We start from the raw sequence: 15,356 nt of genomic DNA on the forward strand, positions 1-15,356 counted from the left end.
CATCTATGCCGACCCGTCGAAAAGGCTTGTCACCGAGCCGTTGTCGAACACCGCGCGGATCGTGTTCGCCAGCAGCGGCGCGATCGAGAGCACGGTCAACTGCGCGAAGTGCTTGTCCTCGCCGATCGGCAGCGTGTTGGTGACGATCACCTCGCAGGCACCCGAATCGGCCAACCGCTCGCGGGCCGGATCTGAGAGCACACCGTGTGTCGCCGCGATGATCACGTCGCCGGCGCCGTCGGCCTTGAGCAGCTTGACCGCACCGGCGATGGTGCCACCGGTGTCGATCATGTCGTCGGTCAGCACGCAGGTCTTGCCCCGCACGTCGCCGACGACGCGGTTGGACACCACCTCGTTGGGTTTGAGCGGGTCGCGCGTCTTGTGGATGAACGCCAGCGGGACGCCGCCGAGGGAGTCCGCCCACTTCTCGGCGACGCGAACCCGGCCGGAGTCGGGGGAGACGACCACCATGTCGTGATGGGAGTAATGCTCGGCGATGTAACCGGTGAGCAGCTTCTGCGCCCGCATGTGGTCGACCGGTCCGTCGAAGAAACCCTGGATCTGGTCGGTGTGCAGGTCGACGGTGACGATGCGGTCTGCGCCCGCGGTCTTGAGCAGGTCGGCGACCAACCGCGCCGAGATCGGTTCGCGCCCGCGGTGCTTCTTGTCCTGCCGTGCGTACGGATAGAACGGAAGGATCGCGGTGATCCGCTTGGCGCTGCCGCGCTTGAGCGCATCGATCATGATCAGCTGTTCCATCAGGTGCTGGTTCAGGGGCGCCGGATGGCTCTGCAGCACGAAGGCGTCGCAACCGCGGACGGATTCGTCGAATCGGACGAAGATCTCGCCGTTGGCGAAGTCCCGCGCGGTCTGCGCCGTCACGGGTACGTCGAGTTCCTTGGCGACCTGTTCAGCGAGTTCGGGGTGCGCCCGACCCGAGAACAGCATCAAATTTTTGCGATTGTCGGTCCACTCGGTGCCCACACTGCGCCCTCAAGGTCGGGGATCGATACCGGCTAATCCTACGTAGCTTGACGCGCCGGCCGTGCCCGGGTGGCCAGATCGTGAACGGCCGGGGCCGCTCACCCGGATTCGACGTCGTCCGTAGCCTGCCCGCCCTCGCCGGCCGATGCCTGCTCCGCGGCCCGCGCCGCCGCCGACCCCGGCCGCTTGCGCGTCACCCAACCCTCGATGTTGCGCTGCGGGCCGGCGGACACGGCCAACGCACCGGGCGGCACGTCGTCACGCACGACGGTGCCCGCCCCGGTGTAGGCGCCGTCGCCGACGGTGACCGGGGCGACGAACATCGTGTCCGACCCGGTGCGGACGTGCGAGCCGATCGTGGTGCGGCTCTTGGTCTCGCCGTCGTAGTTGACGAAAACGCTCGACGCCCCGATATTGCTGTGCTCGCCGATGTCGGCGTCGCCGACGTACGTCAGATGCGGCACCTTGGTGCCGGTGCCGATCGTCGAGTTCTTGGTCTCGACGAACGCGCCGAGCTTGGCGTCGGCGCCCAGCACGGTGCCCGGCCGCAGGTAGGTGAACGGCCCGACCGTCGCGCCGTCCCCGATCACCGACGAGGTGGCGTGCGTGCGGCAGACGGTCGCGCCGTCACCGACCGTGACGTCGGCCAACGTGGTGTCGGGCCCGACCTCACACCGCCCGCCGATGCGGGTGCCGCCGAGCAGCTGGGTGCCCGGCTTGACCACGGTGTCGCGGGCGATGGTCACGTCGACGTCGATCCACGTCGTCGCGGGATCGACCACCGTGACCCCGGCCCGCTGGTGCGTGGCGACGACGCGCCGGTTCAGCTCCGCGCCGAGTTCGGCCAGCTGCACGCGGTCGTTGACCCCCGCCACCAGCATCGAGTCGTCGACGTGCTTGGCCCGTACGACCAGACCGTCGGACCGCACGATCGAGACGACGTCGGTCAGGTATTGCTCCTGCTGGGCGTTGTCCGAGCTCAAGCGGCCCAGCGCCGACCGCAGCGCGGCGGCGTCGAACGCGTACACCCCGGCGTTGACCTCGGTGATGGCCCGCTGTTCGGGGGTGGCGTCGGCCTGCTCGACGATGCCCATCACTTCGCCGTCCTGGGTGCGCAGGATGCGACCGTAACCCGTCGGGTCGGGCAGCGTGGTGGTCAACACGGTCACCGCCGTCGGCCGCCTGCTGTGCGTGCTGATCAGGTCGGCCAGCGTGTCGGCGTCGAGTAACGGCACGTCACCCGAGGTCACCACCACCGTGCCTGCGAAGTCGGCCGCGAGTGCCGCCAAACCGCACTGCACGGCGTGTCCGGTGCCGCGCTGCTGCTGTTGGGTGGCGGTGTCGATCGGGCGGCCGAGCTCGGCGGCCAGCCGCTCGACCTCGGGGGTCACCCTTTCCCGGTCCTTGCCGACCACGACGACCAGGTGCTGCGGGGCCGCCTTGGCCACCGCGTGCAGTGCGTGGGCGAGCATGCTGCGCCCCGCCAGCGTGTGCAGCACCTTCGGGGTGTCGGATCGCATCCGGGTTCCGGCGCCGGCCGCGAGCACGACCACCGCGGTTTCAGGGGCTGCCGTCATCCGGTCTCCTGCCTATCGGATGTGCGGTTTCATACGCGACACGCCGGTCACGCCGCATGTGAGCGCACAATCGCGGCCAAATTGCTCCGTCGCCAGGACTCGAACCTGAACTATCTGAACCAAAATCAGAGGTGCTGCCGATTACACCACGACGGATCGGACAACTCGTGATGCTAGTCCAATCGCCGGACCCCTCTTCGTTTGTTCCCGACGGCAGGCGCCTCGCCGTCTGATCGACGCCCGACCACGACATCTGCATCTAACCTGGTAGCCGTGGCAGCACTCGACAAGGAGGTCAGGGCACCGCGGGCGCGGATGACGGGCGCCGAGCGGCGCCACCAGCTCATCGAGGTCGCGCGCAAGCTCTTCGCCGAGCGCGGCTACGAGGGCACCTCGATCGAGGAGATCGCCCAGCGCGCGAACGTCTCCAAGCCCGTCGTCTACGAGCACTTCGGCGGCAAAGAGGGCCTGTACGCGGTGGTCGTCGACCGCGAGATGTCGGCGTTGCTCGACGGGATCACCTCGTCGCTGACCCGGATGACCAACAACCGCTCGCGGCTGCGCATCGAACGGGTCGCGCTCGCCCTGCTGACCTACGTCGACGAGCGCACCGACGGCTTCCGCATCCTGATTCGCGACTCCCCGGCGTCGATCACCTCAGGCAGCACCTATTCGACGCTGCTCAACGAGGCCGTCAACCAGGTGTCCTCGATCCTGGCCGGCGACTTCTCCCGCCGCGGACTGGACCCGGAGATGGCGCCGCTCTACGCCCAGGCGTTGGTCGGCTCGGTGTCGATGACCGCGCAGTGGTGGCTCGACGTGCGCGAGCCCAAGAAAGAGGTCGTCGCAGCGCATCTGGTCAACCTGTGCTGGAACGGGCTGATGCATCTGGAGAACGATCCGCCGTTGCTCGACGAGTGACGTAGATCTCGTCGGCGGATCCGCGCAAACCCTCGTCGCGGCAAGCCTTTCGGCGCGTGCCTACGATGGAAGCATCATGACCGCATCGGGGACCCTGTCCGTCCCAACCCCGATCGCCGGGCTCGTCGAACTGGCCCTACGAGATCCCTCCCTCGCCGAGATCTCGCGCCGCGCCGCCGACAAGCCCGCCGATCTCGCCATCGTCGGCCCGGCCGCCGCCCGGGTGTTCGTCGCATCCGCGATCGCGCACGCCTCTGCGCTGGTCGTCGTGACCGCCACCGGGCGCGAGGCCGACGATCTGACCGCCGAACTGCGTGGCGTGTTCGGTGAAACCGTCGCGATGTTCCCCTCGTGGGAGACGCTGCCGCACGAACGGCTGTCCCCAGGAGTCGACACCGTGGGCGCGCGGCTCATGTTGTTGCGCAGGCTGACCCATCCCCACGACGCGCGTCTCGGACCGCCGCTGCAAGTGGTGGTCACCACCGTGCGGTCGCTGCTGCAGCCGATGGTGCCCGACGTGGCCGACGTCGAACCGGTGACCTTGAGCGTGGGCGTCGAGGCGGAGTTCGACGATCTGATCGCCCGGCTGGTCGAACTCGCCTACACCCGCGTCGACATGGTCGGCAAGCGCGGCGAGTTTGCGGTGCGCGGCGGCATTCTCGACCTCTTCCCCCCGACATACGAGCATCCGGTCCGCATCGAGTTCTGGGGCGACGAGGTGTCTGAGATGCGGATGTTCGCGGTCGCCGACCAGCGGTCGATCCCCGAGATCGACATCGAAACCGTCATCGCCGTTCCGTGCCGTGAGGTGCTGCTGACCGACGACGTCCGCGAGCGCGCCGTCGAACTGGCCCACGAGCACCCCGTTCACGAGAACACCCTGCCCGGCACCGTGCCCGACATGCTGGCCAAGCTCTCCGAGGGCATCCCGGTCGACGGGATGGAAGCCCTGCTCCCGCTGTTGCGTCCCGACGCGCTGTCGACGTTGTCGGATCTGCTGCCCGACGGCATGCCGCTGCTGATCTGCGATCCGGAGAAGGTCCGCACCCGGGCCGCCGATCTGATCAAGACGGGCCGCGAGTTCCTGGAGGCGTCCTGGTCGACGGCGGCGGTGGGCGGTGACACCCCGATCGACCTCGAGGCTTTGGGTGCCTCGGGTTTCGTCGAACTCGACGATGCGCGCGCCGCGGCCCGCGAGGGCGGACATCCGTGGTGGACGTTGAGCCAGCTGTCCGACGAAGCCGGATTCGAGGTGGACATCCGGCCCGCCCCGTCGGCACGCGGTTCGCAAGCCGGCATCGGCGAGATCTTCGCCATGCTGCGCGCCCACGTCGCGACGGGCGGTTGCGCCGCGGTCGTCACGCCCGGCGCGGGCACCGCGCAGCGCGTCGTCGAGCAGCTCGCCGAATCCGATGTTCCGGCAGGACTTTTGGAGGCCGGTGGCTCGCCCAAGGACGGCGTCGTTGGCGTGCTCAAAGGCCCCCTGCACGACGGTGTCGTGATTCCGGGCGCGAATCTGGTGATCGTCACCGAGACCGACCTCACCGGCAACCGCGCGACCGCCACCGAAGGCAAGAGGCTTGCGGCCAAGCGGCGCAACGTCGTTGACCCGCTGGCGCTCACCGCAGGCGACCTGGTGGTGCACGACCAACATGGCATCGGCCGGTTCGTCGAGATGACCGAACGCGTCGTCGGCGGCGCCCGTCGCGAGTACCTGGTGCTGGAATATGCCTCCTCGAAACGGGGTGGCGGCACCGACAAGCTCTACGTGCCGATGGACTCGCTGGACCAGCTCTCCCGATACGTCGGCGGGGAGTCGCCGACGCTGTCGCGGCTGGGCGGCAGCGACTGGACCAACACAAAGACCAAGGCGCGCCGCGCAGTTCGCGAGATCGCCGCCGAACTGGTGTCTTTGTACGCCAAGCGGCAGGCCTCGCCCGGCCACGCGTTCGCCCCCGACAGCCCGTGGCAGGCCGAGATGGAGGACGCGTTCGGCTTCACCGAGACAGTCGATCAGCTGACCGCGATCACCGAGGTCAAGGCCGACATGGAAAAGCCGATCCCGATGGACCGGGTGATCTGCGGCGACGTCGGCTACGGCAAGACCGAGATCGCGGTGCGGGCGGCGTTCAAGGCGGTGCAGGACGGTAAGCAGGTCGCGGTGCTGGTGCCGACGACGCTGCTGGCCGACCAGCACCTTCAAACCTTCTCCGAGCGGATGGCGGGGTTCCCGGTCACCGTCAAGGGCTTGTCGCGGTTCACCGACCCGGCCGAATCGCGCGCGGTGCTCGAGGGCATGAAGGACGGCAGCGTCGACATCGTGATCGGTACACACCGCCTGCTGCAGACGGGCGTGACGTGGAAGGATCTCGGCCTGATCGTGGTCGACGAGGAACAGCGTTTCGGCGTCGAGCACAAGGAGCACATCAAGTCGTTGCGAACCCACGTCGACGTGCTGACCATGAGCGCCACCCCGATCCCGCGCACGCTGGAGATGAGCTTGGCAGGCATCCGGGAGATGTCGACGATCCTCACTCCGCCCGAGGAACGTTATCCGGTGCTGACCTACGTCGGGCCCCACGACGACAAACAGATCGCCGCCGCGCTTCGCCGCGAACTGCTGCGCGACGGGCAGGCGTTCTACATCCACAACCGGGTCAGGACCATCGACCAAGCGGCCGCGCGGGTTTCGGCACTGGTGCCCGAGGCGCGCGTGGTCGTCGCGCACGGCCAGATGCCCGAGGAACAGCTCGAGCGCACAGTCGAGGGTTTCTGGAATCGCGAATACGACATTCTGGTCTGCACGACGATCGTCGAGACAGGCCTGGACATCTCCAACGCCAATACGTTGATCGTCGAACGCGCCGACACCTTCGGTCTGTCCCAGTTGCATCAGCTCAGGGGCCGGGTCGGTCGTAGCCGTGAACGCGGCTACGCGTATTTCCTGTATCCGCCCGAGGTTCCACTCACCGAGACCGCTTACGACCGGCTGGCCACCATCGCGCAGAACAACGAGCTCGGCGCGGGCATGGCAGTGGCCATGAAGGACCTGGAGATTCGCGGCGCGGGCAACGTGCTCGGCGCCGAACAGTCCGGACACGTCGCCGGTGTCGGCTTCGACCTCTATGTGCGTCTGGTGGGTGAAGCTGTCGAGGCCTATCGGGCCGCCGCGGACGGCGAAACCGTTGCCGCACCGGAAGAACCGAAGGACGTACGAATCGATCTGCCCGTGGACGCGCACCTGCCACCGGATTACATCGGCAGCGACCGGCTCCGGTTGGAGGGCTATCGCAGGCTGGCGGCGGCCGCGGATCAGGAGGCGGTGGACGCCGTCGTCGAGGAACTCGTCGACCGGTACGGTCCGCTGCCCGAGCCCGCGCGGCGCCTCGTGGCCGTCGCGCGTCTGCGGTTGCTGTTGAAGGCCTACGGCGTCACCGAAGTCAGCTCGGTGTCGGAGTCGACGGTGAGACTCTCCCCGCTGCAGCTGCTGGATTCGCAACAACTCCGGCTCAAGCGGATGTACCCGAGCGCCGGTTACCGGGCGACCACGTCGACGGTGCAGGTGCCGATCCCGCGTGCCGGTAACGGCATCGGCGCACCGCGGATCCGCGACCTCGAGTTGGTGCAGATGGTCGCCGACCTGCTCTTGGCGTTGGACGGGAAACCACAGGGCAGCGTCGACATAATTTCAAGCCCGAATTCGGCTGATTGATCGCCTGGTCAGGCGGGTTTTCAAGGGTGCCGCGCCCGGCCCGAACCCAGCAGCGCTGTTAACGCACCGTCATCCCGTTGCGACAAACACGTCGGGGGGTCAAGGTGTTGCTTGCCTTCTAGACCGAGGGAAGTCGTCCAAACCGAGGGCGTCGACCACCTACGACAGGTGGTTAAGCAATTTCCTAAACCGAACATCACACGATGCCACCGAGGAGTCGGTGCGTGTCGCGATGACGCAAGGCGAAGGAGTTTTCGATGGACTTCAAGAAACTGGCAGTGACCACCACGATGACCGGTGCACTCGGGCTCGGCGCGCTTGGCCTGGGCGCAGGTCTGGCACAGGCGCAACCGCACATCAACATCCCGCAACCGCCTCCGGTTCCCGTTCCGAGCGTGAACGTTCCCGATGTGAACATTCCGGCTGTCCACGCGCCGGATGTCGACGCGCCGGCTGTGAACGTTCCTGACGTGAATGTTCCGGGTGTGAACGTGCCGGATGTGAACGTGCCCAGCGTGAACGTTCCCGATGTGAATGTTCCGCGGGTGAACCTGCCCGATGTGGATGTTCCGAGCGTGAACGCTCCCGATGTGGACCTGCCTGAGGTGCAGTTCCCTGAGGTGGACAACTACTTCAAGCTCCCGAACGGGCACATCCCGCCGGGACAGCTGAAGAACTCACCGTTCATCAATGGGGTTCCCAACCCGTTCTACGGAATCCCTCCCGGCCAGCTGAAGAAGCTTCCGGATGTGAACGGGATCGTCAACCCGTTCTTCGATGAGAAGCCGGGCCATTGGGTCCTCCCGGACGAGCCGTTCGAGCCGGTGTCCTGAGCAACCCGATACGGACACGATGGCCGTCCTGCCGCCAGGCAGGGCGGCCATCGCCGGTCGGGGCGCACGAAAGCGGGGAGCCAGGTTCTGCGCGCTTCGGGGGCGGACGAGGTGTTGGTATAACCGAGGTCAGCGATTCGGACAAACGCGTGAGGGGGTGTAGCCCGATGACCGTCGTTTTGGTCGACCCCCGGCGCCCGTCCCTGATCCCGATCGACGCGATCGACCTGCTGGCCGGCGACGTGCAGTACACCGAGGAGATGCCGATCAAGGTGCCCTGGTCGTTGCCCTCGGCGCGGCCGGCATACGACGGCGAGGACGCGCCGGTGCTGCTGTCCTCGGATCCCGAGCACCCCGCGGTCAAGGCCCGGTTGGCGGCCGGAGACAGGGTGATCTCGGCGCCCGAGGCCGCACCGGGAGATCGGCTGGTCGACGCCGTCGCGATGATGGACAAACTGCGCACCTCCGGGCCGTGGGAGAGCGAGCAGACGCACGACTCGCTTCGCCGTTACCTGCTCGAGGAAACCTACGAGGTCTTCGACGCCGTGCACAGCGGCGACGCTCACGCGCTGCGCGACGAACTCGGAGACGTGTTGCTACAGGTCCTTTTTCACGCCCGCATCGCCGAAGACGCACCACAGAATTCGTTCGGCATCGACGACGTCGCCGACGCGCTGGTGCGCAAGCTGGGCAACCGCGTACCCGCGGTGTTGGCCGGAGAGCCGATCTCGCTGGACGACCAGCTCGCCCAGTGGGAGGAGCGCAAGGCGCTGGAGAAGAAGGCGAAGCGGGCGCATTCCACGATGGACGACGTGCCGACCGCGCAACCCGCTCTGGCGTTGGCGCAGAAGGTGATCGAGCGGGTGAGTGCCGCTGGGCTGCCTGCGGACCTGATTCCCCATGCGGTCACGTCGGTGACGGTGGCGGTGGGTAGCGATGCCGAGAACGTCTTGCGTTCGGCTGTTTTGGAGTTCATGGATACGGTGCGACGCGCGGAGCGGGCGATCGCGGTCGACCGTCGAGGTGACGATGTGCCAGAGGAGCTCGACGCCAGCCCACTCGGCGCCGTGACCGAGGACGAGTGGCGCGCGCACTGGCCGTCCGATCGCGCGGACGAAACAGACGGCGAGGACGACGCGATGGAATCAGATGAGACCAATGACGACGCCGATGAGACCACAGAGGCAGAGGTGGCCGATGATGCTGCTGAGGCCGAAGTTGCCGATTCGGCGTCCTGACCCCGTGAAGAATTTGTGCACCCGAATCGCTCCCGACGCTGAGCCGCGACGTCCCGAACACGTGGGACCATGGGCAGCGACCGAAGTTGGTTGAGGGAGTTTGGTGTCGCCGGTGCGTTGGCTGCGTGCTGTCGCCGTTCTAGGAGCGACGGCGCTGCTCTTGGCTTCTAGCTGCTCGTGGCAGCTCGGGACGCCCATCCCTGAGGGCGTACCGCCGCCACCGGGCGACCCGGTGCCCCAGATCGACACCTACGCCAAGGGCCGCCCGGCCGATCAGCTGCACGAATGGGCCGCCGAACGCGCCCCCAAGCTGGGCATACCGGTCGCCGCGCTCGAGGCGTACGCCTATGCGGCCCGGGTGGCGGAGGTGGAGAACCCGGACTGCAAGCTGGCCTGGACGACGCTGGCCGGGATCGGGCAGGTGGAAAGCCACCACGGCACGTACCGCGGCGCGGCGATCGGCGCGAACGGCGACGTCGAGCCACCTATTCGGGGGGTCTGGCTCGACGGCACCAACGGCAACCTCGAGATCTTCGACGACTCCGCGATCAGCCATGACGGCGACTCGAAGCATGCCCGCGCGATGGGCCCGATGCAGTTCATCCCCGAGACGTGGGGCCACTACGGCGTCGACGCCAACAACGACGGCCAGATCAGCGCCGACAACATGGACGACGCCGCGCTGTCGGCAGCGGGCTATCTGTGCTGGACCGGCAAGGACCTGGCCACCCCGCGCGGATGGATGAACGCGCTGCGTGCCTACAACCATTCCGACCAGTACGCGCGGACCGTGCGGGACTGGGCGACCGCTTACGCCAACGGGCACCCCCTCTAGACACGCCTGCCCAATAGGAAGGCTCTAGGCTCGTCGGTTGACGCGAAAACTTCTCGCCCCCACACCGAGGACACCAAGGAGACGCCAGTGCCCACTATCGATCAGGTCGGAGCCCGAGAAATCCTCGACTCCCGGGGAAACCCGACGGTCGAGGTTGAGGTTCTGCTGGGCGACGGGTCGTTCGCCCGCGCTGCCGTGCCGTCGGGCGCCTCGACGGGTGAGCACGAAGCCGTCGAACTCCGCGACGGCGGCTCACGGTACGGCGGGAAGGGCGTCGAGAAGGCGGTCGAGGCCGTCCTCGACGAGATCGCCCCGGCCATCATCGGGCTGCAGGCCGACGACCAGCGCCTCGTCGACCAGGCGCTGCTCGACCTCGACGGCACACCCGACAAATCACGGCTCGGCGCCAACGCGATCCTGGGCGCCTCGCTGGCGGTGGCCCGCGCGGCGGCCCATGCGGCCGATCTCGACCTGTTCCGCTACCTCGGCGGCCCGAACGCCCACATCCTTCCGGTGCCGATGATGAACATCCTCAACGGCGGCGCACACGCCGACACCGGAGTCGACGTGCAGGAGTTCATGGTCGCGCCGATCGGCGCGGCGTCGTTCAAGGAGGCGCTGCGCTGGGGTACGGAGGTCTACCACTCGCTGAAGTCGGTGCTCAAGGCCCAGGGCCTGGCGACCGGTCTCGGCGACGAAGGTGGATTCGCGCCCGACGTGGCGGGCACGACCGCCGCGCTCGACCTGATCCTGTCAGCCATCGACTCCGCCGGGTTCAAGGCGGGCTCGGAAATCGCGCTCGCCCTCGACGTGGCCGCGACCGAGTTCTACGCCGACGGTCAGGGCTACAAGTTCGAGAACGAGGTGCGCACCGCCGAGCAGATGGGCACCTTCTACGCGGGTCTGCTCGACGCCTATCCGCTGGTGTCGATCGAGGACCCGCTGTCCGAAGACGACTGGGACGGCTGGGTCGCGCTGACGTCGGCCATCGGGGATCGCGTGCAGCTCGTCGGCGACGACCTGTTCGTCACCAACCCGGAGCGACTCGAGGACGGTATCCAAAAGGGCGCTGCCAACGCACTTTTGGTGAAGGTGAACCAGATCGGCACGCTCACCGAGACGCTCGATGCGGTGGCGCTCGCCCACAACAGCGGCTACCGCACGATGATGAGTCACCGCAGCGGCGAGACCGAGGACACGACGATCGCGGACCTCTCGGTTGCGGTGGGCAGCGGCCAGATCAAGACCGGCGCGCCGGCCCGCAGTGAGCGCGTCGCCAAGTACAACCAGCTGCTGCGCATCGAGGAGAACCTCGGCGACGCCGCCCGCTACGCCGGCGACCTCGCCTTCCCGCGGTTCGCCATGGAAGCCAGATAGCCCGGTAACGGCCCGTGCCCGAAGCGAAACGGCCCGACCCCAAACGCCGGTCACCGACCTCCCGACCCGGGAAGTCGGGCAAGGCAGGCGGTGCGGGGAAGGGCCGTCCGCGGGTCGCCGCACGCCGCGAAACCCGTACCACCGACTCGCGGCCCGCGACCGAGGCAGCGGCCGATACCCCCACCAAATCCCAGGAAACCGGCGTCGTCATCCGGCGCGCCATCGCGGAATCGGCCGAGCAACAGTCCGAGCAACGGTTCGGGTCCGCGGCCCGGCGCGCGGCCATCCTCGCGGTGGTGGTGTGCGTGCTGACGCTGACGATCGCCGGGCCGGTCCGCACCTATTTCGCACAGCGCACGGAGATGAAGCAACTCAAAGCGACCGAACAGCAACTGCGGGCCCAGATCGCCGAGCTCGAACAGCAGAAGGTGAAGCTGGCCGATCCGGTGTTCATCGCCGCCCAGGCCCGCGAACGGCTCGGTTTCGTGATGCCCGGCGAGATTCCGTATCAGGTGCAGCTGCCTCCGGGCGCGGTGGTGCCCGGCACACCCGATCAGGAACCAGAAGCCGTCAACCGCGGTCAGCCGTGGTACACCGCGCTGTGGCACACGATCGCCGATGAGCCGCATGGGATCACACCCGGTCCACTGCCCGGAGCGCCACCGACCACACCCGGTGCGGCCCCACCGCCGCCTCCGGCCCCGCCCGCTCCCGGTGGTTGACCCCGCAGACCTCGACGCCGTCGAGCGCCAGCTCGGACGCGCGCCGCGCGGTGTCCTCCAGATCGCCTACCGGTGTCCCAACGGTGAGCCCGGCGTCGTCAAGACCGCGCCGAAACTGCCTGACGGCACGCCGTTTCCGACTTTGTACTACCTCACCCACCCCGTGTTGACCGCTGCCGCGAGCAGGCTGGAATCGTCGGGCATGATGCGGGAGATGACCGAGCGTCTGCAGATCGACGCGGACCTGGCGCGGGCGTACCGCAAGGCGCACGAGTCCTATCTCGCCGAGCGCGACGCGATCGAACCTCTCGGGACGACGTTCTCCGGTGGCGGCATGCCGGACCGGGTCAAGTGCCTGCACGTGCTGATCGCCCACTCGCTGGCGAAGGGTCCTGGCGTCAATCCGTTCGGTGACGAAGCGCTGGCGGCGCTGGCCGACGATCCCGCGATGGAAGGCATCATCGATTCCGAAAGGTGGGGCCCATGAGTAGGGTCGGCGCGATTGACTGCGGTACCAACTCGATCCGCCTGCTGATCGCCGACCAGGTCGATGGCAAGCTGGCCGACGTGCACCGCGAGATGCGCATCGTCCGATTGGGTCAAGGTGTCGACGCCACAGGACAATTCGCGCCGGAGGCACTGTCGCGCACGGAGTCGGCGTTGGCCGACTACGCCGAGCTGATGCGCCACCACGGCGTCGACAACGTCCGGATGGTGGCGACCTCGGCGACCAGGGATGCCGCGAACCGCGAGGTCTTCTTCGCGATGACGGCCGAGGTGCTGGGCGCCGTTGTGCCCGGTGCGGTCGCCGAGGTGATCACCGGCGCCGAAGAGGCCGCATTGTCGTTCAACGGTGCGGTCGGCGAACTAGACTCGGCGGCAGCGCCTTTCGTGGTCGTCGACTTGGGCGGCGGGTCCACCGAAGTGGTGCTCGGTAGCGACGAGATGACCGCAGGCTATTCGGCTGACATCGGATGCGTCCGGCTCACCGAACGCTGCCTGCACTCGGACCCGCCGACCGCAGAGGAGATCGCTGCGGCTCGTGACGTGGTGCGAGAGGGGCTGCACGAGGCGTTCCGGGCGGTGCCCGTCGAACAGGCCCGAACCTGGGTGGGAGTGGCAGGCACCATGACGACGTTGTCGGCGCTGGCGCAGAAGATGCCCGTCTACGACTCGGATGCGATTCACCTGTCCCGTGTGCGGTTCGGCGAACTGCTGAACGTGTGCGAGGGGCTGATCGCGATGCCGCGAGCCCAACGCGCGCAGCTGGGGCCGATGCATGAGGGCCGCGTCGACGTCATCGGCGGCGGGGCGATCATCGTCGAGGAGCTGGCCGCCGCACTGCAACAGCGGGCGGGTATCGAGGAGCTGACGGTCAGTGAGCACGACATCCTCGACGGCATCGCGCTGTCGATCGCCGGCTGACTGTCGACCTCGTCCCCTCGCATCGGGGACCTTCGTCACTAGCTGCAGACCCTGCGTTGCGGCCACTGTGGATACAGGAACACTGACACAGGAGAGCAGGACCGCCATGAACGCTCACTTCCCCGACCGGGACACCGTGCGGACCGCGTTGTCGCTGGCCACCAGGGCGCCCTCCATCCACAACTCGCAGCCGTGGCAGTGGCGGGTGGGCGACGAAAGCCTGCACCTGTACGCCGATCTGGACCGTCGGCTACCCAATGCCGATCCGGACAGCCGCGACCTGCACCTCAGTTGCGGGATCGCCCTGCACCACGCCGTCGTCGCGCTGGCGGCGCTCGGCTGGCACGCCCGGGTGCACCGGTTCCCCAACCCGGCACAACCGCAGCACCTGGCCGCCATCGAGCTGAGCCCTCAGCCGGCAGGCGAACTCGACATCGTTCTGGCAGCGGCGATCCCGAGGCGCCGCACCGACCGTCGCCTCTACAACTCCTGGTCCGTCCCGGAGGCCGACATCGCCTTGATGGGTGCGAGGGCGGCGCGTTACGGCGTCATGCTCAGGGAAGTCGCACAACTGCCCAAGTTGCAACATGTTGTGGCGCAGGCGGTCCGGGAGCACGCCGCCGACGACGCGTATCTGCGCGAGTTGACCGCATGGAGCGGACGGCACGCGTCGGTGGCCGGTGTGCCCGCCAGGAACACCCCACTGTCGGATCCCCACGCAGCGATACCTGCCAGGCACTTCGCCGGCCCCGCCCTTGCCCAGCCGCCCGACGCGTCACCCGAAGACGACTCGGCGACGGTGCTGGCGCTGGGAACGAAGGACGACACGCCGTTGGCGCGGTTGCGCGCCGGTGAGGCATGCAGTCTCGTCCTGCTCACGGCGACCGCGCTGGGCCTGGCGAGCTGTCCGGTGACCGAACCGCTGGAGATCGTCGAGACACGGGAAGCCGTGCGGGAGGACGTTTTCGGCGATTACGGCTACCCTCAGATGCTATTGCGCGTGGGTTGGGCGCCGGTGAACGCCGACCCGCTGCCGTCCACGCCGCGGCGCGCGCTGGCCGATATGGTCGAGTGGTTGGACTAGTCCTGCCGGCGGTCCAGCTTGGACACGAACACCGCGGCCTGCGTCCGGCGCTCCATACCGAGTTTCGCGAGCAACCGTGACACATAGTTCTTGACGGTCTTCTCCGCCAGGAACATCCGTGCGGCGATCTGCCTGTTGGTCAGGCCTTCGCCGAGCAACCCGAGCAGCGTGCGCTCCTGGTCGGTCAACCCGGAGAGCGGATCTTTGCGGTCGGCCGAGCCGCGCAACTTGGCCATCAGCGCCGCCGCTGCGCGGTTGTCGAGAAGCGATCTGCCCGCACCGACATCCTTGATCGCCTGCGCGAGCTCCATGCCCTTGATGTCCTTGATGACGAACCCGCTGGCGCCTGCCAGGATCGCATCCAGCATGGCCTCGTCGGAGGTGTACGAGGTCAACATCAGACAGCGCAGGTCGGGCAGATCGGACAACAGATCGCGGCACAGTTCGATTCCGTTGCCGTCGGGAAGCCGGACGTCGAGGACGGCGACATCGGGCCGGACCGCGGGGATCCTGACCATCGCCTCGGCGACCGATCCAGCCTCGCCGACCACCTCGAGTTCGGGGTCCGATCCGAGCAGGTCGACCAGTCCGCGGCGGACGACTTCATGGTCGTCGACCAGGAAGACCGTGACCATGTGAGCCCTTCCG

General features: G+C 67.8%; 13 protein-coding genes and 1 tRNA gene. 10 read left to right on the plus strand and 4 right to left on the minus strand.

Annotated features, from left to right (window positions below; all coding sequences use genetic code 11):
• Window positions 1-3: 3 nt before the first annotated feature.
• From A5759_RS05215 to A5759_RS05225, 3 genes are all read right to left on the minus strand, one after another.
• Complete coding sequence (locus tag A5759_RS05215; protein ID WP_064399569.1) at window positions 4-984, minus strand: ribose-phosphate diphosphokinase; 981 nt, start codon at window positions 982-984, stop codon at window positions 4-6.
• A gap of 98 nt (window positions 985-1,082) precedes the next feature.
• Entirely contained in the window at window positions 1,083-2,561 is a 1,479-nt protein-coding gene (gene glmU, locus A5759_RS05220; RefSeq protein ID WP_068194757.1) for a bifunctional UDP-N-acetylglucosamine diphosphorylase/glucosamine-1-phosphate N-acetyltransferase GlmU, read from the minus strand.
• 84 nt (window positions 2,562-2,645) lie between these two features.
• A tRNA-Gln gene (locus tag A5759_RS05225) sits at window positions 2,646-2,717 on the minus strand.
• Between the two features lie 159 nt (window positions 2,718-2,876).
• Here A5759_RS05225 and A5759_RS05230 point away from each other — a divergent pair.
• The 10 genes from A5759_RS05230 (at window position 2,877) to A5759_RS05275 (ending at window position 14,708) form a co-directional block, all read left to right on the plus strand.
• On the plus strand, window positions 2,877-3,482 hold the full coding sequence (locus A5759_RS05230; protein WP_064350709.1) for a TetR/AcrR family transcriptional regulator: 606 nt from the start codon (window positions 2,877-2,879) through the stop codon (window positions 3,480-3,482).
• A 76-nt stretch (window positions 3,483-3,558) separates the two neighbouring features.
• On the plus strand, window positions 3,559-7,194 hold the full coding sequence (mfd, locus tag A5759_RS05235; RefSeq protein ID WP_068194759.1) for a transcription-repair coupling factor: 3,636 nt from the start codon (window positions 3,559-3,561) through the stop codon (window positions 7,192-7,194).
• 257 nt (window positions 7,195-7,451) lie between these two features.
• On the plus strand, window positions 7,452-8,027 hold the full coding sequence (locus A5759_RS05240; protein WP_068194762.1) for a hypothetical protein: 576 nt from the start codon (window positions 7,452-7,454) through the stop codon (window positions 8,025-8,027).
• 167 nt (window positions 8,028-8,194) lie between these two features.
• On the plus strand, window positions 8,195-9,265 hold the full coding sequence (locus A5759_RS05245) for a nucleoside triphosphate pyrophosphohydrolase (RefSeq protein ID WP_068194765.1): 1,071 nt from the start codon (window positions 8,195-8,197) through the stop codon (window positions 9,263-9,265).
• 103 nt (window positions 9,266-9,368) lie between these two features.
• The gene (locus tag A5759_RS05250; RefSeq protein ID WP_064419064.1) at window positions 9,369-10,100 is read left to right on the plus strand and encodes a lytic transglycosylase domain-containing protein; all 732 of its coding nucleotides are present in this window, start codon (window positions 9,369-9,371) and stop codon (window positions 10,098-10,100) included.
• Window positions 10,101-10,187: 87 nt separating this feature from the next.
• Window positions 10,188-11,477 carry a phosphopyruvate hydratase gene (gene eno / locus A5759_RS05255; RefSeq protein WP_066845906.1) on the plus strand — a complete coding sequence of 430 codons (1,290 nt, stop codon included), beginning with the start codon at window positions 10,188-10,190 and terminating at the stop codon, window positions 11,475-11,477.
• 14 nt (window positions 11,478-11,491) lie between these two features.
• The gene (locus tag A5759_RS05260; RefSeq protein WP_068194768.1) at window positions 11,492-12,199 is read left to right on the plus strand and encodes a septum formation initiator family protein; all 708 of its coding nucleotides are present in this window, start codon (window positions 11,492-11,494) and stop codon (window positions 12,197-12,199) included.
• A complete protein-coding gene (locus A5759_RS05265) occupies window positions 12,192-12,686 on the plus strand; it encodes a DUF501 domain-containing protein (protein ID WP_068194872.1) in 495 nt (164 codons plus the stop codon). Before A5759_RS05260 ends, A5759_RS05265 begins: the two co-directional genes overlap by 8 nt.
• Entirely contained in the window at window positions 12,683-13,624 is a 942-nt protein-coding gene (locus tag A5759_RS05270; protein WP_068194771.1) for a Ppx/GppA phosphatase family protein, read from the plus strand. The genes A5759_RS05265 and A5759_RS05270 overlap by 4 nt, the downstream gene beginning before the upstream one ends.
• Before the next feature lie 106 nt (window positions 13,625-13,730).
• Window positions 13,731-14,708: an NAD(P)H nitroreductase gene (locus tag A5759_RS05275; protein WP_068194773.1), complete on the plus strand. Its 978-nt coding sequence runs from the start codon at window positions 13,731-13,733 to the stop codon at window positions 14,706-14,708.
• Here A5759_RS05275 and A5759_RS05280 read toward each other — a convergent pair.
• Window positions 14,705-15,343 carry a response regulator transcription factor gene (locus tag A5759_RS05280; RefSeq protein ID WP_064399579.1) on the minus strand — a complete coding sequence of 213 codons (639 nt, stop codon included), beginning with the start codon at window positions 15,341-15,343 and terminating at the stop codon, window positions 14,705-14,707. The genes A5759_RS05275 and A5759_RS05280 overlap by 4 nt on opposite strands.
• Window positions 15,344-15,356 lie beyond the last annotated feature (13 nt).

The sequence above is a fragment of the Mycobacterium sp. 852014-52144_SCH5372336 genome, assembly GCF_001665615.1.
GTDB classification, from domain to species: domain Bacteria; phylum Actinomycetota; class Actinomycetes; order Mycobacteriales; family Mycobacteriaceae; genus Mycobacterium; species Mycobacterium neumannii_A.

Bases quoted from the DNA above. Each gene is read 5' to 3' on its own strand.
- glmU (WP_068194757.1), bottom strand. From the start codon at position 2,561: ATGACGGCAGCCCCTGAAACCGCGGTGGTCGTGCTCGCGGCCGGCGCC.
- A5759_RS05230 (WP_064350709.1), top strand. From the start codon at position 2,877: ATGACGGGCGCCGAGCGGCGCCACCAGCTCATCGAGGTCGCGCGCAAG.
- mfd (WP_068194759.1), top strand. From the start codon at position 3,559: ATGACCGCATCGGGGACCCTGTCCGTCCCAACCCCGATCGCCGGGCTC.
- A5759_RS05240 (WP_068194762.1), top strand. From the start codon at position 7,452: ATGGACTTCAAGAAACTGGCAGTGACCACCACGATGACCGGTGCACTC.
- A5759_RS05245 (WP_068194765.1), top strand. From the start codon at position 8,195: ATGACCGTCGTTTTGGTCGACCCCCGGCGCCCGTCCCTGATCCCGATC.
- A5759_RS05270 (WP_068194771.1), top strand. From the start codon at position 12,683: ATGAGTAGGGTCGGCGCGATTGACTGCGGTACCAACTCGATCCGCCTG.
- A5759_RS05275 (WP_068194773.1), top strand. From the start codon at position 13,731: ATGAACGCTCACTTCCCCGACCGGGACACCGTGCGGACCGCGTTGTCG.
- A5759_RS05280 (WP_064399579.1), bottom strand. From the start codon at position 15,343: ATGGTCACGGTCTTCCTGGTCGACGACCATGAAGTCGTCCGCCGCGGA.